Annotated in this window: 20 protein-coding genes and 6 tRNA genes; 5 read left to right on the forward strand and 21 right to left on the reverse strand. The window is 71.0% G+C overall.

Annotation, left to right across the window (positions count from 1 at the left end):
• Positions 1-22: 22 nt before the first annotated feature.
• On the reverse strand, positions 23-1,555 hold the full coding sequence (locus SKED_RS08095; protein WP_012866657.1) for an ABC transporter substrate-binding protein: 1,533 nt from the start codon (positions 1,553-1,555) through the stop codon (positions 23-25).
• 131 nt (positions 1,556-1,686) lie between these two features.
• Between SKED_RS08095 and SKED_RS08100 the strand changes: the two genes are divergently transcribed.
• Complete coding sequence (locus SKED_RS08100; RefSeq protein WP_012866658.1) at positions 1,687-2,343, forward strand: DUF1028 domain-containing protein; 657 nt, start codon at positions 1,687-1,689, stop codon at positions 2,341-2,343.
• Positions 2,344-2,393: 50 nt separating this feature from the next.
• Here SKED_RS08100 and SKED_RS08105 read toward each other — a convergent pair whose 3' ends face one another.
• Positions 2,394-3,008, reverse strand: coding sequence for a helix-turn-helix domain-containing protein (locus tag SKED_RS08105; RefSeq protein ID WP_012866659.1), 615 nt, complete (start codon positions 3,006-3,008; stop codon positions 2,394-2,396).
• Positions 3,009-3,129: 121 nt separating this feature from the next.
• On the opposite strand from SKED_RS08105, the gene SKED_RS08110 reads away from it, so the two are divergent.
• On the forward strand, positions 3,130-3,324 hold the full coding sequence (locus SKED_RS08110; RefSeq protein ID WP_012866660.1) for a hypothetical protein: 195 nt from the start codon (positions 3,130-3,132) through the stop codon (positions 3,322-3,324).
• 121 nt (positions 3,325-3,445) lie between these two features.
• Here the strand turns inward: SKED_RS08110 and SKED_RS08115 are convergent, their stop codons facing one another.
• The 5 genes from SKED_RS08115 to SKED_RS08135 form a co-directional block, all read right to left on the reverse strand.
• Complete coding sequence (locus tag SKED_RS08115; RefSeq protein ID WP_143755696.1) at positions 3,446-4,327, reverse strand: hypothetical protein; 882 nt, start codon at positions 4,325-4,327, stop codon at positions 3,446-3,448.
• A gap of 155 nt (positions 4,328-4,482) precedes the next feature.
• On the reverse strand, positions 4,483-4,770 hold the full coding sequence (locus SKED_RS08120) for a DUF427 domain-containing protein (protein WP_012866662.1): 288 nt from the start codon (positions 4,768-4,770) through the stop codon (positions 4,483-4,485).
• A gap of 98 nt (positions 4,771-4,868) precedes the next feature.
• The gene (locus SKED_RS08125; RefSeq protein ID WP_012866663.1) at positions 4,869-5,354 is read right to left on the reverse strand and encodes a hypothetical protein; all 486 of its coding nucleotides are present in this window, start codon (positions 5,352-5,354) and stop codon (positions 4,869-4,871) included.
• 63 nt (positions 5,355-5,417) lie between these two features.
• Positions 5,418-6,317: a dihydrofolate reductase family protein gene (locus tag SKED_RS08130; protein WP_245534620.1), complete on the reverse strand. Its 900-nt coding sequence runs from the start codon at positions 6,315-6,317 to the stop codon at positions 5,418-5,420.
• Entirely contained in the window at positions 6,310-6,813 is a 504-nt protein-coding gene (locus tag SKED_RS08135) for a SufE family protein (RefSeq protein ID WP_012866665.1), read from the reverse strand. The genes SKED_RS08130 and SKED_RS08135 overlap by 8 nt, the downstream gene beginning before the upstream one ends.
• 127 nt (positions 6,814-6,940) lie before the next feature.
• On the opposite strand from SKED_RS08135, the gene zapE reads away from it, so the two are divergent.
• Positions 6,941-7,987, forward strand: a complete 1,047-nt coding sequence (gene zapE, locus SKED_RS08140; protein ID WP_042438869.1) for a cell division protein ZapE — start codon at positions 6,941-6,943, stop codon at positions 7,985-7,987.
• Positions 7,988-8,012: 25 nt separating this feature from the next.
• Positions 8,013-9,062 (forward strand): zinc-dependent alcohol dehydrogenase family protein, encoded by a 1,050-nt coding sequence (locus tag SKED_RS08145; RefSeq protein ID WP_012866667.1) that lies wholly within the window; start codon positions 8,013-8,015, stop codon positions 9,060-9,062.
• Positions 9,063-9,155: 93 nt separating this feature from the next.
• On the opposite strand, the gene treZ is transcribed toward SKED_RS08145, so the two are convergent.
• The 3 genes from treZ to glgX form a co-directional block, all read right to left on the reverse strand.
• Entirely contained in the window at positions 9,156-11,057 is a 1,902-nt protein-coding gene (treZ, locus tag SKED_RS08150; RefSeq protein WP_012866668.1) for a malto-oligosyltrehalose trehalohydrolase, read from the reverse strand.
• On the reverse strand, positions 11,054-13,594 hold the full coding sequence (gene treY, locus SKED_RS08155; protein ID WP_012866669.1) for a malto-oligosyltrehalose synthase: 2,541 nt from the start codon (positions 13,592-13,594) through the stop codon (positions 11,054-11,056). The genes treZ and treY overlap by 4 nt, the downstream gene beginning before the upstream one ends.
• Before the next feature lie 114 nt (positions 13,595-13,708).
• A complete protein-coding gene (gene glgX / locus SKED_RS08160; protein ID WP_012866670.1) occupies positions 13,709-15,871 on the reverse strand; it encodes a glycogen debranching protein GlgX in 2,163 nt (720 codons plus the stop codon).
• Positions 15,872-15,994: 123 nt separating this feature from the next.
• On the opposite strand from glgX, the gene SKED_RS08165 reads away from it, so the two are divergent.
• Positions 15,995-16,297, forward strand: a complete 303-nt coding sequence (locus SKED_RS08165) for a hypothetical protein (RefSeq protein WP_012866671.1) — start codon at positions 15,995-15,997, stop codon at positions 16,295-16,297.
• Between the two features lie 87 nt (positions 16,298-16,384).
• Here SKED_RS08165 and SKED_RS08170 read toward each other — a convergent pair whose 3' ends face one another.
• The 11 genes from SKED_RS08170 to SKED_RS08220 form a co-directional block, all read right to left on the reverse strand.
• On the reverse strand, positions 16,385-16,684 hold the full coding sequence (locus tag SKED_RS08170) for a DUF4235 domain-containing protein (RefSeq protein ID WP_012866672.1): 300 nt from the start codon (positions 16,682-16,684) through the stop codon (positions 16,385-16,387).
• Positions 16,685-16,779: 95 nt separating this feature from the next.
• Positions 16,780-17,301 carry a hypothetical protein gene (locus SKED_RS08175; protein ID WP_012866673.1) on the reverse strand — a complete coding sequence of 174 codons (522 nt, stop codon included), beginning with the start codon at positions 17,299-17,301 and terminating at the stop codon, positions 16,780-16,782.
• Between the two features lie 59 nt (positions 17,302-17,360).
• A complete protein-coding gene (locus SKED_RS08180) occupies positions 17,361-18,545 on the reverse strand; it encodes a diguanylate cyclase (RefSeq protein WP_012866674.1) in 1,185 nt (394 codons plus the stop codon).
• Positions 18,542-20,206, reverse strand: a complete 1,665-nt coding sequence (locus tag SKED_RS08185; protein WP_012866675.1) for a sensor histidine kinase — start codon at positions 20,204-20,206, stop codon at positions 18,542-18,544. Before SKED_RS08185 ends, SKED_RS08180 begins: the two co-directional genes overlap by 4 nt.
• 90 nt (positions 20,207-20,296) lie before the next feature.
• Positions 20,297-20,758 carry a hypothetical protein gene (locus SKED_RS08190; RefSeq protein ID WP_012866676.1) on the reverse strand — a complete coding sequence of 154 codons (462 nt, stop codon included), beginning with the start codon at positions 20,756-20,758 and terminating at the stop codon, positions 20,297-20,299.
• Positions 20,759-20,848: 90 nt separating this feature from the next.
• Positions 20,849-20,920: transfer RNA gene (locus SKED_RS08195), tRNA-Val, on the reverse strand.
• 67 nt (positions 20,921-20,987) lie between these two features.
• A tRNA-Cys gene (locus SKED_RS08200) sits at positions 20,988-21,058 on the reverse strand.
• 41 nt (positions 21,059-21,099) lie between these two features.
• Positions 21,100-21,171 (reverse strand) — tRNA-Gly (locus tag SKED_RS08205).
• 310 nt (positions 21,172-21,481) lie between these two features.
• Positions 21,482-21,553 (reverse strand) — tRNA-Val (locus tag SKED_RS08210).
• A 58-nt stretch (positions 21,554-21,611) separates the two neighbouring features.
• Positions 21,612-21,682 (reverse strand) — tRNA-Cys (locus SKED_RS08215).
• 43 nt (positions 21,683-21,725) lie between these two features.
• Positions 21,726-21,797, reverse strand: a tRNA-Gly gene (locus tag SKED_RS08220).
• Positions 21,798-21,855: the final 58 nt, after the last annotated feature.

Below are 21,855 nucleotides of genomic sequence, written 5' to 3' on the forward strand. Positions count from 1 at the left end.
CATCGCGCAGATCACTCCGTCATCACTCCGTCAGCGAGGTGTCGCGGAAGCGGATCGCGGCGTCGGCGCGGACCTCGTAGCCCTGGACGGCCGGGCTCCACGCCTGGATGACCGAGGGGTTGTAGAGGTAGATGTAGCTGGCCTCGTCCGCGATGATCGTGGCGGCCTGGGCGTAGAGGTCCTTGCGGGCCGTCTCGTCGGTCTCGGTGCGACCGGCGTCGAGGAGCTCGTCGACGGTCGGGTTCGAGTAGCCCTGGGCATTGCTCCCGCCGGTGCTGTGGTGCTGGGCGTAGTAGAAGTCGTCCGGGTCGATGTTGCCGAGCCAGCCCATCATGAGCAGGTCGAAGTTCCCGGAGTTCTGCTCGTCGAGCCAGGTGGAGAAGTCCGGCTGGCTGATCTGCACGTCGATGCCGAGAGGCTCGAGGTTGGAGGCGATGATCTGCGCGGCCGTCACGGTCTCGGGGTAGTCGCTCGTCGCGAGGAACTCCAGGGTGCCCCCGGTGAAGCCGGCCTCGTCGAGCAGACGCTGCGCCTCGTCGAGGTCCGTGCTGTAGGTGTCGTACTCGGTGAACCAGACGCTGTCCTCGGGGATGGCGAGCTGGTTCTCCTGCGCGGTGCCGTAGCTCGTGGCCTGGACGATGGCCTCGCGGTCGATCGCGTAGGCGATGGCCTGGCGGACACGGACGTCGTCCCACGGCGCCTTGTTCTCGTTGAGGGCGAGGTACCAGTAGTCGCTCGACGGGCTGGTCTCGAGGGTGAGGTCGTCGGCGGACTCGAGCTCGGCGACCTGCTGGTCGGGCACGACGTCGGTCCAGTCGATCTCGCCGCTGCGCAGCGCTGCGAGGGCGGTCGAGGCCTCGGAGATGAAGCTGAACTCCACCCCGCCCAGAGCCGGGGCGCCGCCCCAGTAGTCGGCGTTCGCGGAGAGGCTGATGCGGTCGCCGCTCACCACCGAGTCGACCTTGAACGGGCCGGTGCCGATCGGCTTGGTCTGGATGTCGCCGGAGGTGACGTTCTCCTCGCTGACGATCGCCATGCCCTTGAAGCCGCCGAGGTTGGACAGCAGGTTCGGGGTGGGCTGGGCCACGGTGATCTCGACGGTGTCGTCGTCGACGGCGGTCACCTCGGTGACGGCGGCGAACTTCCAGGCGTTGGCGAGCTCCTCGTCGACGATGCGGTCGTAGGAGTAGACGACGTCGTCTGCGGTGAAGTCGCTGCCGTCGTGGAAGGTGACGCCGTCGCGCAGCTCGAAGGTCCAGGTGAGCTGGTCGTCGCTGACGGTCCAGCTCTCGGCGAGCGCGGGCTGCATCTCGAGGTTCTCGTCGGGCTCGACGAGGGTGTCGAAGACGTTCTCGAGGACCTGGAAGCTGAAGTAGGAGCTCGTGCGGTGCGGGTCGAGCTGGTCGGGCTCGCCGCCGATCGCGGCTCGCAGGACCGTGCCCTGGGTCTCGGTGCCGGAGCCGCCGCCGAGGTCGACGCTCTCGCCCGAGGAGCAGCTGGTGAGTATCAGTGCGCCTGCCGCGGCCGTGGCCAGGGCTGCAGATCGTGCTCGCATCGCGGTCTCCGTTCGATCATTCTGATGATGATTCGATCAGTATGTGTCACGCTTGTCGGAGGGACAAGCCGCGAAACACGATCGAAACACGAGGCCCCGCACCACGCGGACCGCACCGTCAGGGGGACCGATTGACCTTCACACTCATCGCCGTCGACCGGGAGCACGGGCTCCTGGGAGCCGCGACGGCCAGCCGCTCGCTGGCCGTCGGCAACGCGGTCATCACCGTCGACCCGGCCGTCGGCGTCGTCGCCAGCCAGGCCTGGACCAACCGCACGCTGCGCCACCGGATGCTCGACGCGATCGCTGACGGCGACGACGCGCAGGCTGCCGTCGACCGTGTGCCGTCCTGGGACGACGAGGCCGGTCTGCGGCAGGTGGCCGCCCTCGACCTGCGCGGCGGGACCGCCGCGTGGACGGGGGACCGGACGAGCGCCTGGGCAGGTCACAGCGTCGCGCGCGACCACGCGGTGCTCGGCAACCTGCTCGTCGGACCCGCGGTGCTCGACGCGATGAGCAGCGCCTACGCGGACGCTGCCACGACGCTGCCCGAGGCCGACCCCAGCACTCCGCTCGGCTTCGCGGCGCGTCTCCTGGCAGCCCTCGAGGCCGGCGACCTGGCCGGGGGAGACCTCCGCGGGCGGCAGAGCGCGGCGGTCGTCGCCGCACGAGTCACGGGCGAGCGGGAGCACCCGCCGCTGCTCGCGGTCGACCTGCGTGCCGACGACCACGAGCGCCCGGTGGCCGAGCTCCTCCGGCTGCTCCGGGTGCAGGCTGCCGCGGGCTGACCCCTCGTGGGACCTGCCCGTTAGCGCCGCCGGTACCGAGGAGAGACGTCTCAGCGTTCGGACGGTGCGACGGCTCCGAGGACCACCGTCTCGCCGTCGTGCCCGTTGGCCCACCAGTGCGGGGTGGAGCACCCGTAGGTCGCGGTGTCGCCTGCGCCGAGCTCGATCTCCCGGTCACCGTGGGTGATGTGCAGGACCCCGCTCAGCACGGTGACGGTCTCCGTCCCCAGGTGCCGGAACGGTCGCTCGACGTTGGTGAAGGCGGGCGGCAGGGTGGTCCGGATCAGCTGGATCGCCGTCTCCCCGCGCGGGGAGAGCAGCTCGCGGACGGCCTGGCCGTCGTCCGGGGTCCCCGGGGCGAGCGGGAGGACGTGCGGTCGACCGGCACGCACCACGACGAGCTCCTCGGCGGGCGGCTCGAGGAGGCGTGTCACCGAGACCCCGAGCGCGGAGGCCAGCCGCTGGATCGAGTGCAGCGACGGGTTGCCGAGGCCGCGCTCGAGCTGGCTCACGAGCCCCAGGCTCACACCCGCGCGCTGCGCTAGCGCCTGGACCGACAGGTCGAGCTGCTTGCGCGCCGCACGCACCGTCGCGCCGAGCATGGCCACCGTGTCCGCGTCGTCCGACGGCGCGTGCCCCGCTGACGTCTCACGTGCCTCAGTCATGGGAGCCACCCTAGAGGGTGTGTGAGGCGCGAAGGCGCTGATGGGGGCGTAGGCGTGTGTCGGGGCCGCCCTGGCGCTGAGGCTCGAGGGTCGTGTCGGTGGCTCGTCCTACTCTCCCTGCATGGCCACCAGCGACCAGCTCACCGGACAGGACCACGACCACCCGACCGACCGACTCACCACAGCCGGGGCGGCCTACGCCGCCGCGCGCGCTGCGCTCGACGCGGCGCTCCCCGCCGGGTGGCGGAGCGCCGCGGCGCAGAGCCTGCCGCCTGAGCGTGCGCTGCTCTCCGAGGACCGCACGACGGCTGCGTGAGCACAGCACCGACAACCGAGGGCTCAGCCGCACCGCACCGCACCCGCTGTGCGCGCTGGCGGCACAGGACCACCGCCACGTGTGCGATGCGGAGACGGCTCAGCGGTGAGAGCTCTGCCGGCTACGGCGTGAGGCTCACCGTGCTGGTGCGCCACATGGGGGACGTCGGTGCGGCCTGCCAGGCGATGGTCACGGTCTGGCCCCGGGCTGAGAGCTGCTCACCGACGGTCGCCAGGGCGCCCTCGCCCTCGTCGGGGTTGACGACGACGGGGACCTCGGTGCCGTCGACCACGCCGAAGGCCGACGCCGGGGGAGTGACGACGACCTCACCGCCCGCGTCCACGACCGTGGCGAAGAGCATCGTGGGTGCCGACGAGCCCGAGTACGGCTCCGGCTCACGGTCGTCGTCCGGTCCCACGGCCGGGTTCTGCCACTCCCAGGCGGTCGGGCCGGTCGTCGGCACGCCCGGGTCGTCGACCACCATCCCGGTCTCCTCGGCCCGGACCACGAACGAGTCGGCGACCGGACCCGACGAGAGCGTCACGACGTAGAACCCGCCTTCGGGCCCCTCCGTCGTCCGGACGTTCGCCGTGAGGACGTCGGCCGCGGCCTCAGCGGTGAGGGAGCCGTCCTGCGTGCGGGCCGACGAGAAGACGGTCGCGTCGGTGTACCACTCCCGGGACTCGGGGGACAGCAGCGCGAACGCCGCCTCGTCGTCACCCGCCGCGATCGCCTCGAGGTAGTCGACGGCGAGCGCCTGGGCCTCGCCCTCGGGGGTGTCGGCAGGCTCGTCGGACGGTGCGTCCGACACGGTGCCGGAGGGTCCTGGGGCTGCGGTCGTCTCCGACGGTGTGCTCGGCGCGGCGGTCTCGGTCGACGCCGGCGACGTGGTGTCCGGGGCGTCCGACTCGGTCGCGCACCCTCCGAGGAGGGCGAGCGCGAGGGCGCCGGCGGTCACGACGGACAGCGGGGTCCTCGATGGGGTCCTCAGTGGTGTCTCCATCGATTCACCGTAACGAGGGTCGCGCCGACCGGCAGGTCGAGAAGGCGCGGACCGGCGATCCGAGAGGACGCCGACGGGCAGGTAGCGAGGACGCGACGAGGGCGCCCGGGCGGTGCTCGGGCGCCCTCGTGGCGTGTGCGTGCTGCTCGAGAGTGTCAGACCTCGACGACCTCGACGCCTTTCCAGAAGGCTACGTGGTCACGGATGTGCTCCGCGTCGGGCTTCGGGTCGGCGTAGGTCCACGCCGCGTCCGTGTTCTGCTGGCCGTCGACGGTGACCGTGTAGTAGCTCGCGGTGCCCTTCCAGGGGCAGACGGTCGTGGTGCTCGTCGAGGTGTAGAGGTCTCGCACGATCGAGTCCGGCGGGAAGTACTGGTTGCCCTCCACGACCTGGGTCGCGTCGGACTCTGCGATGACGGTGCCGTTCCAGAGAGCGCGGTACATGGTGCCTCTTCTCGTCGGTCGTGCGGTGCGGTGCCGGGATGGAGCAGTGGAGCTGTGACGCTGGTGCTGCGGGTCGGGCTCTGCCGGTGGAGCGCTGCTCAGCCGAGCTCGGAGGTGCCCGAGTACAGGTGCAGGACGGGGACCTGCAGCTCCTCGCGGGCCTTGGAGGCCCAGTCACGGTGGAAGGTGTCCTCGAGGATGTTGGGGTAGGTGACGACCACGACCTCGCGGACGCCGCCCGCGGCGACGGCGGTACGCAGGGCGGGCAGCGGGTCCTCCTCGACGAGTGCCCCGGTGGCGGCGAGCCCGGCGGCCTGGAACTCCGCGATGCTCGTGGCGAGCTGTTCGCCTGCCTCGGCACGGGCCTCCGTGCGCGAGGGGACACCCTCGGTCGCGGTCTCCCACGCCTCCTTGAACTGGCCCGACCCGAGGTGGTTGAAGATCGCTCCGAGCAGGTTCTGCTCGGTGTCGGCGGGGACGAGCACGCGGAAGTCGAGCTCCTCCTCGCCGTAGAGGCGGGCGATGTTCTGCACGTCGGTGGTCGCGAGGGTGTCTTCGGTCAGCACGAGGATGGTGTCAGTCACACCGTCGACTCTACAGTTCCGGGCAGCGTCTGGCCGGGTGAGCGAGCACTTCTCAGGTGTGGTCTAGGTGTGGTCTGGGAGCCCTGCGCGGCCCAGGTGCCAGCGGGCCAGCAGCACGCCGCCGGAGTGCAGCAGGTGCACCAGGCGGGCGGGCGGGCGACCCTCGCGCTGCAGGTAGTCGCCCGTGCGGACGATGCGCGGCGCGGGGCCGCCGACCACCAGCGGGCTCGTGGTCAGGCAGAGCTCGTCGAGGTGCTGGCCGTCGACCAGGTCACCCAGCAGCGACGGACCGCCCTCGGCCAGCACCCGCACCAGACCACGGTCGGCGAGCGCGTCGAGCGCGACGGTGAGGTCGACGTCGGTGTCGCCGGTGACGACCACCCGGTCGGCCGGGTAGCCGCGCAGGTTCGCGGCGCCTGACGTCGTCGTGAGGACGATCGGGGGGACGGTCCCGGCGGGGTGCTGGTCGAGATCGGTGATCTGCCCAGGGAGGTCGCCAGATCGCGAGACGATGGCGAGCTCGATCGCCGGTGCGCGGCCAGCAGCAGCGCGGAGGTCGGAGAGCCCGTCTGGCACCGACAGCGGCGTGTAGCCCTCGGCGCGCACGGTCCCGGCACCCACGAGCACGACGTCGGCGAGAGCGCGCAGCACCCGGAAGACGCGGTAGTCCGCGTCGTCGTTGATCGCCCCCGAGACGCCGTCTGCGCCGGTCGCGGCACCGTCGAGTGTGGTCACCATGTTGGCACGGACCCATGTCCGGCGACCCGGCTCGGGTGCCGGGTGGGCGTAGAGGACGCTGAGCATCGCCTCGTCGGGGTCAGGGGCGATGGTGCGGGCCTCCTCGACCGGTGCGCCGTCGGCGACCAGGAAGTCCAGCACGGGGCGGTCGTCCGGCACGGGTTGGACGTCCAGCACAGGGTGGTCCGCCAGCACAGGGCGGTCGGCCGTGGGCTGGTCAGTCACGCGAGGGTCCGGCCACTCCACGCGCTTCCACCCCGCGAGCCTCGAGCTGCTCGAGCACCTGCCGCTGGATGCGGCCCTGCATCGACGCCATGCCGGCCAGCCGCAGCGGGCTCACGAGCGCGTCGAGACCCAGCCGGGCCGGGACGTCGTGCGGCAGGGCGAGGACCTCGTCGGCGGAGCAGCCGGCCAGGCCCTCCGACAGCACGCCGGCGAAGCCGCGCGTCGTGGGGGCCTCCTTCGGGGCGAGCACGTGCAGCGTCACGGTGTGCGGTGCGTCGTCGGCGACCTCGACCGCCACGTAGACGGGGGACTGGCACTCGACCACCTGCTCCATCGTCGACAGGTCCTGCGTGTACCGCTCGGGGACCTCGGCGACGCTGTCGCCCATCTCCACGAGCAGCTCGAGCCGCTGCGCCTCCGGCATGGCCTGGAAGTCCTCGACGAGCTCGGCGAGGGCTGCGGGCAGGGGGACGATGGAGGGGGTCGGTGCGCTCATCTGACCAGCCTAGGACGTCTGCCCGGGTCCGCACCGCGAGGAGCAGGCCGTCGGTGTGCTGCGCGCCACGGTCCGCAGGGCGACGCGGGCCGCCCTCGCACGGCTCCCACCGGTACTCTCGGAGACCGTGACCGTCACCACCCCCCACCTCAGCGACGTCCGCCCCGCCGTCCCCACCGACAGGCTGCTGGCCGACCTCGTCCCGCCGCGGCACTTCGCCGACGCGTCCTTCGCGACCTACCGGGCGAACCCCGCCTTCCCGAGCCAGCAGGCGACGGTCGACCGGCTCACCGAGGTGGCAGCACAGCTCACCGGCGGCACCGGCGGGTTCTTCCGCCGCCGCAAGGCCCCGAAGACAGCGCCCGCCGTGTACCTCGACGGCGGGTTCGGCGTCGGCAAGACCCACCTGCTCACCTCCCTGGCCCACGCGGTCGGCACCGGGGCCAGCTCCTACGGGACCTTCGTCGAGTACACCAACCTCGTCGGCGCCCTCGGGTTCGCCAAGACCGTCGAGGCGCTCGCCACCAAGACCCTCGTGTGCATCGACGAGTTCGAGCTCGACGACCCGGGCGACACGGTGCTCATGTCCCGGCTGCTGCGCGAGCTCGCCGACCGCGGCGTCGCGCTCGCGGCCACGTCCAACACGCTGCCCGACTCGCTCGGCGAGGGCCGCTTCGCCGCCGAGGACTTCCTCCGCGAGATCCAGGCGCTCTCCGCACGCTTCGAGGTGATGCGCGTCGACGGCGAGGACTACCGCCAGCGCACCCTCGTCACCACCGGCACCGCCACGGCCGACGACGCCGTCGAGCAGGCCGTCGCCGGTCGAGAGGGGGCAGTCGTCGACGACTTCGACGTGCTGCTCAGCCACCTGTCGCACGTGCACCCCAGCCGGTACGGCGCCATGCTCGACGGCGTCCGCCTGCTCGGGCTCACCGCCGTCCGCCCCCTCACCGACCAGTCGCAGGGCCTGCGCTTCGTGGTGCTCGTCGACCGCCTCTACGACCGTGACGTCCCCGTGCTGCTCGGCGGGACCGGTCTCGAGGACCTGTTCAGCCAGCAGATGCTCGACGGCGGCTACCGCAAGAAGTACCTCCGGGCGCTCTCGCGCCTCGGCTCGCTCGCCCAGGACGGGCAGCGGGAGATGGCTTCGAGGTCTACGCTCGACGAGGCCTGAAACACCTCTCAGAGAGGCTCGAAGCATGCGAGCAACAGTCATCCACGGCAACCGCGACGTCCGCCTGGAGTCTGTCCCGGACCCCCAGATCCACCAGCCGACCGACGCGATCGTCCGCGTCGTCGCCTCCTGCGTCTGCGGCTCCGACCTGTGGCAGTACCGCGGAGTCAACGAGGTCACCAAGCCCAGCCGCATCGGGCACGAGTTCGTCGGCGTCGTCGAGGAGGTCGGGCCCGAGGTCCGCCACGTCCGCCCCGGCCAGTTCGTCGTTGCCCCCTTCTCCATCTGCGACAACACCTGCGTGCACTGCCAGAACGGCATCCACACCTCGTGCACCAACCTCGCGTGGTGGGGCTCGACCGACCAGGGCGGCGACCCGACGGACGGCGGCCAGGGGGAGTACGTGCGCGTCCCCATGGCCGACGGCACGCTCGTCGTGACGCCCGAGCACCCCTCCGACGAGCTGCTGCCGAGCGTGCTCGCGCTCGCGGACGTGTTCGGCACCGGCCACCACGCGGCCGTCAGCGCCGGCGTGCAGGCCGGGTCGACCGTCGCGGTCATCGGTGACGGCGCCGTCGGCCTGTCGGCCGTGCTCGCGGCGCAGCGGCTCGGCGCCGGACGCATCATCGCCATGTCCCGCCACGAGTCACGCCAGGTGGTGGCCACCGAGTTCGGGGCGACCGACATCGTCGCGGCCCGCGGCGCCGACGGCGTCGCGGCCCTCATGGAGCTCACCGACGGCGTGGGGGTCGACTGCGCGCTCGAGTGCGTGGGCACCAAGGAGTCCATGCAGCAGGCGCTCGACTCCGCCCGCCCCGGCGGCAAGGTCGGCTTCGTGGGTGTCCCCGCGGGCGGGCCCGAGCTGCCGGTCCGCCAGATGTTCTCCTCGAACGTCGGTGTCAACGGTGGCGTCGCCCCGGTGCGCGGGTACATCCCCGAGCTCATGGCCGACGTCTACGCCGGGACGGTGAACCCGGGACGCGTGTTCGACCTGACGCTCCCGCTCGCCGAGGTCGCCGAGGCCTACGCCGCCATGGACGAGCGCCGCGCCATCAAGTCGATGCTGCGGCCCTGACGGTGCAGCAGCGCTGATCTCGCACGAGAGGCCGGCCAGGACTCGTGTCCTGGCCGGCCTCGGGTCGTGCTGCAGTCGTGCTGCGAGATCTCCTCAGGCCTTCACGACGGCGACCGCCCCGGGGGAGAGCCGGAGCTCTCGGCCCGTGAGCGCCGCCTCGTTCCAGGTGGCCAGGATCTCCGGAGCCACCCCGGCGGAGCCGAGGTCGCTCTCCTCGAGCGTCTCGGCCTGCACCTCGTCGGAGAGGTTGACGACGGTCACGACGCTCCCGTGCCGCAGCACGAGGACCGCGGGCGTCCCGTCCTCGGACGACGTCCCGGACCAGCGCACCTCGACCTGGGACCTGTCGCCGGACCCGAGGTCGGGCTCGGAGCGTCGCAGCGCGATGAGCACCCGGTGCCACTCGAGCAGGGCGTCGTGCCCGGGAGCTGCGGTCTCCTCCCACCGGACCTTGCTGCCGTCGAAGGTCGCGCGGTCCTGCGGGTCGGGGACGGTGACGTCGTCGCCGTAGATGCTCGACCAGTCGTGCCCCGAGAACTCCTTGGTGCGTCCCTCGGTGACCAGGCGACCGAGCTCAGGGTCGGTGAAGTCGGTGAAGAACTGCCAGGGCGTGGTGGCGCCCCACTCCTCGCCCATGAACAGCATGGGCGTGAACGCCGAGGTGAGCACGACCGCGGCCGACGCGGCGAGCAGGTCGAGGTCGACCTCGCCCTCCCCGGGGCGTGCGGGGCGGCCGGGACGGTCTCCGAGGGCCCGGTTGCCGACCTGGTCGTGGTCGGTCGAGAACACCACGAAGCGGTGCCCGTCGACGTCGACGGGGACCCGGTGGCCCCAGGTCTGGCCCCGGAACGTGGAGTAGGTCCCCGAGTGCAGGAACACCTCGGTGAGCGTGGTCCGCAGCACCTCGGGGGAGCCGAAGTCCACGTAGTACCCGTGACGCTCGCTCGTGAGCAGCGCGTGGAGCGCGTGGTGGACGTCGTCCGCCCACTGCGCCGTCATGCCCTTGGGGCGGACGTCCTCCACCGGCTCTCCCGACGCACCGGGCTCGTCGACCGACCCGGTCGCCCGGGTCGGCGTGACCGTCGCGGGGTCGTTCTCGTCCGACTCGGCGATCAGCCCGAGTGGACGGTGCAGCGCCCGGCTCAGCGCCGCGGTCTCGTCGGCGAGCTCGGCGAGCAGGTGGCGCTCGGAGTCGTCGACGAGGGCGTGCACGGCGTCGAGGCGCAGGCCGTCGACGTGGAAGTCCCGGAACCACCGCAGCGCGTTGTCGATCACCCAGCGGCGGACCTCGTGCGAGCCCTCGCCGTCGAGGTGGAGACCGGCGCCCCACGGGGTCTCGTGGTCGTCGGTGAAGTACGGCCCGAAGGTCGAGGTGTAGTTGCCGCTCGGACCGAGGTGGTTGTAGACGACGTCGAGCACGACGCCCATCCCGGCCGCGTGGGCCGCGTCGACGAAGCGCTGGAGGGCGGCCGGGCCGCCGTACGGCTCGTGCACGGCGAAGAGGTGGACACCGTCGTAGCCCCAGCCGTGGTCGCCGTCGAAGGCAGCGACGGGCATGAGCTCGACCAGGTCGACGCCGAGGTCGGCGAGGTGGCCGAGGCGCTCGACCGCCGCGTCGAGGGTGCCTGCCGGGGTGAAGGTCCCCAGGTGCAGCTCGTAGACCACCGAGCCCTCGACCGCACGGCCCTGCCACCCGCCGTCGGACCACAGGTGGGCTGCCGCGTCGAAGACCTGGCTCGGGCCGTGCACGCCGAAGGGCTGCCGGGTGCTGCGCGGGTCCGGCCGGGCGGGTCCGCCGTCGACCGAGAACCCGTAGAGGTCGCCGTCGTGCGCCCCCTCGGTGCTCGACCACCAGCCCGCGCCCCGGACCGGGTCGTGGACGAGCGGGACGGTCTCGTCGACGTGCGAGAAGTCCTGCCGGGCGGGGTCGACCCGGACGAGGTCGACGCGCTCGGCGTCGGGTGCCCAGACCGCGAAGGTCGTCCTGGTGCTCATGCGTCCTCCTCGGGGACGAACAGCGCGACCGGCAGCTGCTCGAGCAGCGGTGCGACAGGTTGGTGGCCACCGTCGACGACGGTGCCGGTGAGCACGTCGTGCCAGCGGCCCTCGGGCAGCACGAGCATGTGGTCCCGCCAGCCGCCGAGGCGGGCGAGGCTCGCGGCGCCCCGGGTTGCCAGCGTGACGACGCGCGGGCTGTCGCCCTGGGTGCGGGCGAAGGCGAGCGCGCTGCCCGACGAGGCGGCGACCGGACGGTACCCGGACTCCGGTCCGACGAAGGCGTCGGGGAACCGGCGGCGGGTGCGCAGCGCCCCGGCCGTGACGAGCAGCTTCTCCTCGCCGAGGTCCCGCGGCCTGCTCCCGGAGTCGAGGCGGCCGAGCCGCTGGTGCAGGTCGGCGGCGTCGACGGGGCGACGGTTGTCCGGGTCCACGAGCGTCGGCGTGAACAGCTCGGTGCCCTGGTACACGTCGGCGACCCCCGGCATGGTCAGCTGCACGAGCTTGATGCCGAGGCTCGTGGCACGCACCGAGGGAGCGACCGTCGTCGCCCACGCCGCGGCGATGTCGAGGACGGCCTCGTCGGTGACCGCCCACGCGGCGAACCCGAGGACGGCGTCCTCGTAGGCCTCGTCCGGCGCGGTCCAGGCGGTGTGCGTCTTGGCCTCGCGGACCGCCTTGCGCAGGTACTCCTGGATGCGGTCGACCGAGATCGGACCGTCCGCCCACGTGCCGACGAGGGTCTGCCACACGAGGTTCTCCGTGCGGCCGTCGACGAGCGCGGTGCGGGCCCGAGCTGAGACCGACCGCAGCCGGCCGACCGTCTCCGTCCACTCGACGGCGTGCTCGGACAGCACGCTCGTGGCGGCACGGGTGTCCTCGTTGCGCTTGGTGTCGTGCGTGGACCCGGTGGTCATCGCCGCCGGGGAGTGGTCGGCAGCGCGGGCCGCGAAGGCGTGGAGCTCGTCGGCGCTCAGCGCGAACCGGCTCGGCTCGCCGCCCACCTCGCACAGCGAGACCAGGTGCGTCCACCGGTAGAAGGCGGTGTCCTCGACGCCCTTGGCCATGACCGCGCCGCACACCTGCTGGAACCGGACGGCGAGCTCGTCGCGCCGTGGCTCGCGGCGTCGCCCTGCGCTGCCGACCTCGCGGCCCAGCAGCAGCTCGACGAGCACGTCGAGGGTCTCGGCGCGGTCGGCACCGAGGTGGCGCCGCGCGATCCCGGCTGCCTCGTCCATCGCGGAGAGCGCGTCGCGGGAGGGCTGCTCGCCCGGCACCACGTAGGCGCGGTAGCGGTCGAAGGCCACGAGCAGCTCGACGAAGCACTCGCGGAGCGCCCGCCACGTGTGGTCGCGCAGGCGGAGGTCGTCGCGGCAGACGGCGGCCGCGAGGTCGGTGAGGCGGTGCACCTCGGCGTAGAGCGGGCCGTCGACGACCTCGCGCTTGGAGGTCTCGACGAGGGCCTCGAGCCCGTCGCCCTCGTCCCCGGTCACCCGGTGCATGAGGCTGGCCAGGCTGGACTCGCCCGACGGCTCGACGAAGGTCGCCTGGAGGCGCCACAGCCCCTCGTAACCGGTGGTGCCGACGGTCTCCCAGTCACGGGGGACCTCCTCCTCGCCGGCGAGGATCTTCTCGACGGCCACCCACGCGCCGCCGGTGGCCTCGGCCAGCCGGGCGAGGTAGCCGGACGGGTCGGCGAGACCGTCCGGGTGGTCGATGCGCAACCCGTCGATCACGCCGTCGCGCAGCAGCTCGAGGATGAGGGCGTGGGACTCGTCGAAGACCTCAGGGTCCTCGACGCGGATGGCAGCGAGGGTCCCCACGTCGAAGAACCGGCGGTAGTTGAGCTCTTCGTCGCCGACCTTCCAGTGCGCGAGGCGGTAGTGCTGGCGGTCGACGAGCTCGGCGAGCGGGAGGCTCTCCGTGCCGGGCCGGACCGGGAACACGTGGTCGTAGTAGCGCAGGACCGTCTGCTGCTCGCCGACGCCGGGCACGTCGGCCACGTCGAGGGTCAGCTCGTCACCGGCGAGGACGTCGCCGATGCGACCGCCGAGCACGGGCATGAGGAGCGAGCCGTCGCCCGAGGACCAGTCGACGTCGAACCAGCGGGCGTAGGGGGACTCGGCGCCGTGCGCGAGGACCGACCACAGCGGCAGGTTGTGCCATGCGGGGGTGGGGACGGCCATGTGGTTGGGGACGATGTCGAGGATCATGCCGAGCCCGACGGCGTGCGCCTGCTCGGCGAGGGCCTCGAGGCGGTCCCGGCCTCCCAGGACCTCGCTCACCCGGGTGTGGTCCACGACGTCGTAGCCGTGCGTCGACCCGGGGGCCGCGGCGAGGACGGGGGAGAGGTACAGGTGGGTGACGCCGAGGTCGGCGTAGTACGGCAGCCGGGCGGCGACGTCGTCGAAGGTGAGGTCCGCGCCGAGCTGCAGGCGGTACGTCGAGATCGGCAGAGCCTTGCCAGGAGCCGGGAAGCGGCGGTCGGCCGACCGCTGACCAGCGGTCCGGGCCTCGGGGGTGACGTCGTCGGTCATGGTGGGTCCTTGTCCGGGGAGAGGGCGGCAGAGACGTCTGCCGGCGAGGCCACCGCAGGTGCGGGGCCCCGCCGGCGGGGTCGAGCGAGGTGGTGCGGGTGGTGCTGAGCGGCGTCAGGCGCCGAGCGGCGACCGGGTGAGCAGGACGATGCTGCGTCCCTTGACGGAGAGCGTCGACCCTGCCGTGGCGGTGTGCGGCCCGTCGACCGGCTCGATGGCCGTCTCCTGGGTCACCGGGGTGACAGACTCGGTCGAGGTGCGCGAGGTGTCGAAGACGATCGACCACTCCGACCCGAAGTGCTCGGGCGGGATGGTGAAGTCGAGCTCCTCGGAGTACGCGTTGAAGAGGATGAGAAAGCTGTCGTCGACGATCCGCTCACCGCGGGCGTCGGGCTCGCCGATCGCCTCGCCGTTGAGGAACACGGCCACCGAGCGCGCGTACCCCTCGTTCCACTCCTCGTCCCGCATGTGGTCGCCGCCGATGTTCAGCCAGGCGATGTCACCGAGCTGGTCGTCCGACCAGTTGTCGTCGCCCGAGAAGAACCGGCGGCGGCGCAGCACCGGGTGGCGCAGACGCAGGTGGACCACCTGCTGCGCGAAGGTCAGCAGCTCCTGACGGGCCGGGTCGAGGTCCCAGTCCATCCACGAGAGCTCGTTGTCCTGGCAGTACACGTTGTTGTTGCCCTGCTGGGTACGGCCGATCTCGTCGCCGTGCGCGATCATCGGCACACCCTGGGACAGCAGCAGCGTCGCGAGGACGTTGCGCTGCTGGCGAGCGCGCAGCGAGAGGATCTCCGGGTCGTCGGTGGGACCCTCGACGCCGCAGTTCCACGACGAGTTGTGGCTCTCGCCGTCGTTGTTGCCCTCGCCGTTCGCATCGTTGTGCTTCTCGTTGTACGACACGAGGTCGGCGAGCGTGAAGCCGTCGTGGGCGATGACGAAGTTGATCGACGAGATGGGCTTGCGGCCCGTGTGCTCGTACAGGTCGGAAGAACCGGTGATGCGGCTCGCGAACTCGGCGAGGGTCGAGGGCTCACCGCGCCAGAAGTCCCGGACCGTGTCGCGGTACTTGCCGTTCCACTCGCTCCACATCGACGGGAACCCGCCGACCTGGTAGCCGCCGTCGCCGAGGTCCCACGGCTCGGCGATGAGCTTCACCTGCGAGACGACCGGGTCCTGGTGCACGAGGTCGAAGAAGGCGGAGAGCCGGTCGACCTCGTGGAACTGGCGGGCGAGGGTCGAGGCCAGGTCGAAGCGGAAGCCGTCGACGTGCATCTCGGTGACCCAGTAGCGCAGCGAGTCCATGATGAGCTGGAGCACGTGCGGGTGACGCATGAGCAGCGAGTTGCCGGTGCCCGTGGTGTCGAAGTAGTGCTGCTGCTCGTCGTCGACGAGACGGTAGTACGCCTGGTTGTCGATGCCCCGGAAGCTCAGGGTCGGGCCGAGGTGGTTGCCCTCTGCGGTGTGGTTGTAGACGACGTCGAGGATGACCTCGATGTTGGCCTCGTGCAGCGCCTTGACGAGGAGCTTGAACTCCTGCACCTGCTGGCCGTCGGAGCCCGAGGACGAGTACTTGTTGTGCGGCGCGAAGAACCCGATGGTGTTGTAGCCCCAGTAGTTCGACAGGCCCTTCTCGACGAGGGTCGAGTCGTTGACGAACTGGTGCACCGGCATGAGCTCGACGGCGGTCACACCGAGGTCCACGAGGTGCGCGATCACGGCGGGGTGCGCCATGCCGGCGTACGTGCCGCGGAGCTCTTCGGGGACGGCAGGGTGGTTCTGCGTCATGCCCTTGACGTGCGCCTCGTAGATGACGCTCTCGTGGTACTCGTGGCTCGGCGGTCGGTCGTGGCCCCAGTCGAAGAACGGGTTGATGACCACGGACTTCATGGTGTGCGCGGCGGAGTCCTCGTCGTTGCGGGAGTCCGGGTCGCCGAAGGTGTAGGAGAAGAGGCTCTGGTCGCCGTCCACCTCTCCGTCGATCGCCTTGGCGTACGGGTCGAGCAGCAGCTTCGCGGGGTTGCACCGCAGGCCGTTCTCGGGCTCGTACGGTCCGTGCACGCGGAAGCCGTAGAGCTGTCCGGGCTGGACCGTCGGCAGGTACGCGTGCCAGACGAAAGAGTCGACCTCGACGAGGTCGATGCGGGTCTCCTCGCCCGACGGGTCGAAGAGGCACAGCTCGATACGCTCGGCGACCTCAGAGAAGATCGCGAAGTTGGTCCCGCTGCCGTCGAAGGTCGCGCCGAGCGGGTACGGATGTCCTGGCCAGATCTGCATGGCGTAAGACTGCCCTAGGAACCCGTCGGCGTCCTGCGATAGAGGGTGAGGAACGGGGGAGAAGATGCGTCGCTCGTGTCGTTCCTCTGGCGCGAGGCCCGAGACTTTGGTGGGATAGAGGGCATGATCTCTTCACCGAGTGCACAGCAGGAGAGCGACGAGACCGAGAGCAGCGGCCGCAGCGACCACCTCGCGACCGGTCAGGCTGCCGGGGAGAAGGCCGGGATCCGACCGCGACGGCGCGCCACCCCGGTCCCCGAGGTACGTGACGACCGTTACTACGACTCCGACCAGCCGGGCATGGGCGACACCGTCGCCGGGGGCGACGCCAGCAAGGCACCCCGCTCGCTGCGCGAGGCCGAGCGGCAGGCCAAGAAGGGCGCCATCCTCGCGGGAGACGACTGGGACAACCCCGAGGAGATCTGAGACGCACGCGTAGACCTGAGACGCACGAGAGAGCGGGTGCCCACGACGTCGTGGGCCCCCGCTCTCTCGTGCGTGGTGCTGCTGGTGCTACTTACCCGGCCACTCGCCCGTCCAGCGCTGGAAGGCGCGTGCGCCCCCACGGTCGATGAGCGCCTTCACCGCCGCGTAGATCGCACCCTGGATGAGGGACGCGACGAGGAGCTCTTTGACCGGGTACTCGTCGACGAGCGGGCCGGGAGACTCCTCGTGCTCGGTGCGGGCGACCCGCTTGTAGACCTGCTTGAACAGCTGGCCGGCGAGGAGCCCGCCGACCATCGAGCTGACGAGGCCGAAGGGGCGGTAGAGGATCTTGGCGGACTTCGAGGCGCGAACGGTGTCTGTGCTCATGCGTCGACGCTAGTGCGGACTGACCCGACCCGCAGCCCGAGCGGGACGGTCGTCGACCGATCGAGGTCGGCAGTGGTGGACGGACGCCGAAGCGGCTACGCGTCTCCTGGTGCGGAGCCGCTGAAGGCCTGCGGACGCAGGGACTCGAGCAGCCCGGTGATCGTCTCTGTCTGGGCGACGGCCTGGCGCTGGAGGTGCGCCAGGTGGGCGACCTGCTCCGCGGACAGGCGGAGCTCGTCGGCGTGGGCCTCGAGGGTCTCCCACCCGCTGAGCTTGCCGAAGACCGCGCCGCGCAGGATCTCCAGCTCCAGGAGCGGGCTCAGCGGCGACTGCTCGACCGCACGGCCGTTGAGCTTGAGCTGGCCGACCTTCTCGGCGACGGCAGCGACGAGCGCCTTGGGGCGGTTCCGGGTCACGCCCAGGGAGGCGCCGGTGCGGATCAGCCACTGCCGCTCCTCGGTGAACTCACCGACGAAGCGGGCGAGTGGCGGGCCGAGGAGCGTCGAGTCCTCGTAGGCGGACGCCATGCGCTGCACGCGTCCCAGACCAGCCGTCGCACCGGTGACGTGGTCGTTGACGTAGACGGAGAGCAGGCGGGGCTCGACGGTGGTGTCCATGGGAGATCCTCCAGGTGGGCGTGGTGTCGTGCTCGTGACGTCGCGGGTACGGTGTCGTCTCAGCCCCGGTCGGGGCGCTTCGAGAGCTCGAGGAGCCAGGCGTCGCTGACCCGGTTGCCGCCGGACGCGCTCGCGTCGTCGGCGGCGGTGCGAGCAGCCTGGTGGAGAGGGGTGAGGTCGTAGCCGTAGTGCTCCGTGGTCGCGACGCCGATGCTCGCCGTGAGGCTCGCTCCCGGTGCCTCCGGGACGTCGGTGTCGAGCAGCGCCCGGCGCAGCGACGTCGCGGTCACCAGGGCAGCTCCCGGCTGCGCCTCGGTGAAGACGATGGAGATCCGGCCCGCCCCGACCTCGCCGATCACCGACGAGGTGGGCGTCCCGTTGCGGATGGTCGTGGCATAGGCGGTGATGACCACGTCCGCGACAGACCGTCCGAAAGCCGTGTTGATGGTGTCGAGGTCGTCGAGGTCCACGTGCAGGAGCGCGACCCGCTCGTCGTGGTTCTGCGCGCGCTCGAGCCTGTCGGCCGCGACCTGCTCGAACGACTCGTTGTCGACGAGCCGCCGGGCGGTGAACACCGGAGACGTCCGGCTCCGCGACCGCGCGAAGGACGTCTCCGAGCGCAGGACCGACATGGACACTGCCGCCACGACCATGAGGACGATCGTGACGATCGACGTCGTCATGGTGCCGAGGTAGCTGGAGAACACGTCGCTCTCGGTGCCGAAGACGAGGTAGGCGACGAGCCGCGCCGCGAACAGCGCCGACTGCAGCGTGAGGACGATGGTGAGACCCCGGGCGTTGATGTCCTTGCGCAGCGCCCCGGTCATTGTCTCGGCGGCGCCGAGCCCGGCGAGGACGGCGACGCACAGCAGCCACACGGGAGCACCGGCCCAGTCACCCCCGTCGGGGCCGGCCACCGCGGCGGCCAGACCGGTGACGACGGCCGCGGCGAGGGTGACCTCCACGAGGCTCCGGCGACCGTTGAAGGACCGGTTGCCGTTCCAGATCGCCCCCGCGCTCACCACGAAGGCCGCGTTGCCCACCGCGACGGCCCACCACATGCTCGGCGAGCTCGCCCACAGCAGGTACGAGAAGGCCGTGAGCATCCCGCCGAGGTAGCCCAAGGACCACAGCCGGCTGGTGGTGCTGTCCCGCCTGACGACGGTCTCGAAGACGAAGAGGAGCCCGGCGGTGAGGACGACGATGCCCGTCGCGAGGCTGAGGGTCTGCTGGTCGAGGGTCATGGTGCGGCTCTCGTGGGGACGGTGATGGTGACGGTGGTGCCCTGGCCGAGCGCGCTGTCGACCGTGAGGTCGCCACCGTGCTTGCGGACGATCTCGCGGGCGATCCCCATGCCGAGACCGCTCCCGTGGACCGCGGAGTTGCGGACGGCCGCCGAGCGGAAGAAGTGCTCGAAGAGCTGGGGGAGCTCCTCGCCCGAGATGCCGATACCCGTGTCGCGCACTGTCAGCACGAGCTGGTCACCGGCCTGCTCGAGCGCGAGGTCCACACGCCCGTGGTCGACGTTGTACTTGATCGCGTTCGAGAGGACGTTGTCGACCACCTGCCGCATCCGGAAGGGGTCGGCGACGGTCAGCACGTTGTGCACGCCGCTGGTGTCGACCACCACGTCGCGCTCGCGGGCGCGGGGGAGCAGGGACTCCGCCGACTGGAGGACGGTGGCCCCGAGGTCCACGGGGACGGGGGTGATCTCGAGGGGCTTGGACGCCTGCCGCGACGCCGAGAGGATCTCGGTGACGAGGTCGAGGAGGCGGTTGCTGTTGCGCTCGACGATCTCGAGCGAGGGTCGCGCGTGGTCGGGGAGCTCGTCGTCGAGGACGAGCTCGAGGTACCCGAGGATCGAGGTGAGGGGGGTGCGGAGCTCGTGCGAGACGGAGGCGATGAGGTCGTCGCGCGCCGAGATCGCGTTGAGCTCGGTCGTCACCTCGCCCGAGACGAGGATGGTCCCGTCGAAGGAGCCGTCGCGGGCGTCCACGAGGCGTCGTGACGTCATGAAGTAGGCGTGGCGGTCCTCGCCCGGGTTCCCGACCCAGATGAGGACGTCGTCGAAGGCCTCGCCGCGCTGCGCCCGGTAGAAGGGACGGTCCTCCTCGCGGAACGGTGTGCTGCGGTCCGCCTGGTAGACGACGTCGTGGCGTGGCCTGTCGGGCATCGCGGTGCCGCGCTCGTGCATCCGCGTGTGCGCGCTGTTCGCGAAGGTGACGACACCCTCGCGGTCGAAGCGCACCACCCCGAAGGTCACGGTGTTGAGGACCTCCGTGAGCAGCTGCTCGTGGTGGCGCGCGGACATGAACGCCTCGTTGAGGAGCGCCGCCTGCTTGCGCATGAGGGCGCGCTGCGCGTGGTCCCGTCGCGAGCTGATGTACGTCGAGGCGGCCACGAAGGAGAGCACCAGCGGCAGCAGGACGAGGAGGGTGAAGGACGACAGGCTGATGGCGCTCGGCTCGATCGCGACGGTGGCCCAGCTGCCCAGGGTGGCCATCGCGACGGCCGTGATCGTGCCGGTGAGCCCGAAGTAGGTGGAGAGCCAGATGACCGGCAGCATCCACAGGACGCCCAGGCCCATCTCGGGCGTCTCGATCCGCAGCAAGAAGATCGCGACCATGTCGGTGACCGGCAGGACCATGATCCAGCGCTTGTCGAACCGGTTCCACGGCACGAGCATCGCGGCGCCCGACGCCACGAAGGCGAGGACCACGCCGATGAACATCACGTGGTCGGTGAGCCGGCCGGGGGCGAACCACTGGATGAGGGTGAGGACGCTGAGCACCGCCGCCCCGAAGAGCAGCTGCATGAGGATGACCGAGCGGTTGATCTGCGGACCGCGCCTGTCGCCGGGCACGGCGGTGCCGCTGCCCAGGTCTGGTCGCGGTGCGGTCGTCACGGCCTCACGGTAGCTGCTAGGGGCGTCGTCCGGCGGCTGGGGCCGGACGACGAGCGGGTGGAAGTTGTGCAGGGGCGGGTCGATCCACGACTACTCGACGTGGAAGCCGCCCTCGCCGAAGCGTGCCTCGACGGACTCGGACTCTGAGAGCTCGACGTCGACGCAACCGTTCAGGGTCCTGATGCCCATCAGGCAGACCACCGCAGGCCCTTCGGGGACGTCGATGCGGAACTGCCCGTCCGGCTGGACCTCGACCAGCCGGCCGCCGTGTGCGTCGACGAGCTCGTCGACGTCCAGGGTCGCGGGTGCGAAGTCCGGGTACTGCCGCAGGCCGGCCTCTGCCTCGGGCCAGATGTCGTGGACGGTGGTCCCTGGGAGGACGAGGAAGACCCCCTTGCCGATCGGGCGGGTTCTCATCCCGGTGTCGTCGTACGCCTGGTACCTGCCGGTCACGTCGCCTGGACCGGGCGGTGGGGCGTCCACGGTGACGTACGCGATGACTCCGGCCGTCACCGCGGCGGCCCCGGCGACGACCCAGGTGCGTCTGCGCATCGGTCCTCCTCCGGCGTCGGATACCAGCCTGATACCAGCAGAGGCCGCCCCGGGTCTGTCCGGGACGGCCTCTGGGCTGTCGTGCTGCTGTGGGCGATACTGGGATCGAACCAGTGACCTCTTCCGTGTCAGGGAAGCGCGCTACCGCTGCGCCAATCGCCCGTGATGACTCTCGGGGTGATGCTGGTCGTGCTGCTCTCGCGATGATGCTGCGAGAGGTGGTGCTGAGAGGTGGAGACGGGATTCGAACCCGTGTGGACGGCTTTGCAGGCCGCTGCCTATCCTCTCGGCCACTCCACCGTATGAGCTGGCGTTCAGGCGAACCTGAGTTCCATTCTCCGAGCGGACGACGGGATTCGAACCCGCGACCCTCACCTTGGCAAGGTGATGCTCTACCACTGAGCCACGTCCGCAAGCCTCGCGGGCTGATCTCTCAGCGCCGTTCGGTGCGTGGATTACAGTAGACCAGGTTTCGCGTTCCCCCAAACCAGCCTCTTTCAGGGCCCTCGAACGGGCGAGATCCTGCGGCGGAGAGGCGTGCGGACTGGTCGGCGAGCCGTCTCTCTGGCGCCCGGCGCCATGTGTGGAGAACTGACGGCACGTGCCTGCACGTGATCCGTGCGGGCCTTCCCCGGCGTCGACCACCAGGTCAGGGGAGGCGGTCGTCACGAGGCCTCAGGTACGACGAAGGCCCCAGGTCTGATGACCTGGGGCCTTGCTCTGTGGGCGATACTGGGATCGAACCAGTGACCTCTTCCGTGTCAGGGAAGCGCGCTACCGCTGCGCCAATCGCCCAGAGGTGAAACTCTGGAGCTGGTGGTGCTGAACTACCGGTCGTTCGTGTCGTTCTGCGAGGTGGAGACGGGATTCGAACCCGTGTGGACGGCTTTGCAGGCCGCTGCCTCGCCTCTCGGCCACTCCACCGTAGAGACACAGATCTTCAGATTGCTCGGAAGAACTATCTCCGAGCGGACGACGGGATTCGAACCCGCGACCCTCACCTTGGCAAGGTGATGCTCTACCACTGAGCCACGTCCGCATGCTGCTGTGAACACCGGCCGAACTGCGTCGGTGTTCTTGGCGCGTCACAGACTCTA

This window comes from Sanguibacter keddieii DSM 10542 (assembly GCF_000024925.1).
Taxonomy (GTDB): domain Bacteria; phylum Actinomycetota; class Actinomycetes; order Actinomycetales; family Cellulomonadaceae; genus Sanguibacter; species Sanguibacter keddieii.

Excerpts from the sequence above, each read along its gene's own strand:
- SKED_RS08095 (WP_012866657.1), bottom strand. The coding sequence starts at position 1,555 with ATGCGAGCACGATCTGCAGCCCTGGCCACGGCCGCGGCAGGCGCACTG.
- SKED_RS08105 (WP_012866659.1), bottom strand. The coding sequence starts at position 3,008 with ATGACTGAGGCACGTGAGACGTCAGCGGGGCACGCGCCGTCGGACGAC.
- SKED_RS08110 (WP_012866660.1), top strand. The coding sequence starts at position 3,130 with ATGGCCACCAGCGACCAGCTCACCGGACAGGACCACGACCACCCGACC.
- SKED_RS08115 (WP_143755696.1), bottom strand. The coding sequence starts at position 4,327 with ATGGAGACACCACTGAGGACCCCATCGAGGACCCCGCTGTCCGTCGTG.
- SKED_RS08120 (WP_012866662.1), bottom strand. The coding sequence starts at position 4,770 with ATGTACCGCGCTCTCTGGAACGGCACCGTCATCGCAGAGTCCGACGCG.
- SKED_RS08135 (WP_012866665.1), bottom strand. The coding sequence starts at position 6,813 with ATGAGCGCACCGACCCCCTCCATCGTCCCCCTGCCCGCAGCCCTCGCC.
- SKED_RS08145 (WP_012866667.1), top strand. The coding sequence starts at position 8,013 with ATGCGAGCAACAGTCATCCACGGCAACCGCGACGTCCGCCTGGAGTCT.
- treZ (WP_012866668.1), bottom strand. The coding sequence starts at position 11,057 with ATGAGCACCAGGACGACCTTCGCGGTCTGGGCACCCGACGCCGAGCGC.
- treY (WP_012866669.1), bottom strand. The coding sequence starts at position 13,594 with ATGACCGACGACGTCACCCCCGAGGCCCGGACCGCTGGTCAGCGGTCG.
- glgX (WP_012866670.1), bottom strand. The coding sequence starts at position 15,871 with ATGCAGATCTGGCCAGGACATCCGTACCCGCTCGGCGCGACCTTCGAC.
- SKED_RS08165 (WP_012866671.1), top strand. The coding sequence starts at position 15,995 with ATGATCTCTTCACCGAGTGCACAGCAGGAGAGCGACGAGACCGAGAGC.
- SKED_RS08170 (WP_012866672.1), bottom strand. The coding sequence starts at position 16,684 with ATGAGCACAGACACCGTTCGCGCCTCGAAGTCCGCCAAGATCCTCTAC.
- SKED_RS08175 (WP_012866673.1), bottom strand. The coding sequence starts at position 17,301 with ATGGACACCACCGTCGAGCCCCGCCTGCTCTCCGTCTACGTCAACGAC.
- SKED_RS08180 (WP_012866674.1), bottom strand. The coding sequence starts at position 18,545 with ATGACCCTCGACCAGCAGACCCTCAGCCTCGCGACGGGCATCGTCGTC.
- SKED_RS08190 (WP_012866676.1), bottom strand. The coding sequence starts at position 20,758 with ATGCGCAGACGCACCTGGGTCGTCGCCGGGGCCGCCGCGGTGACGGCC.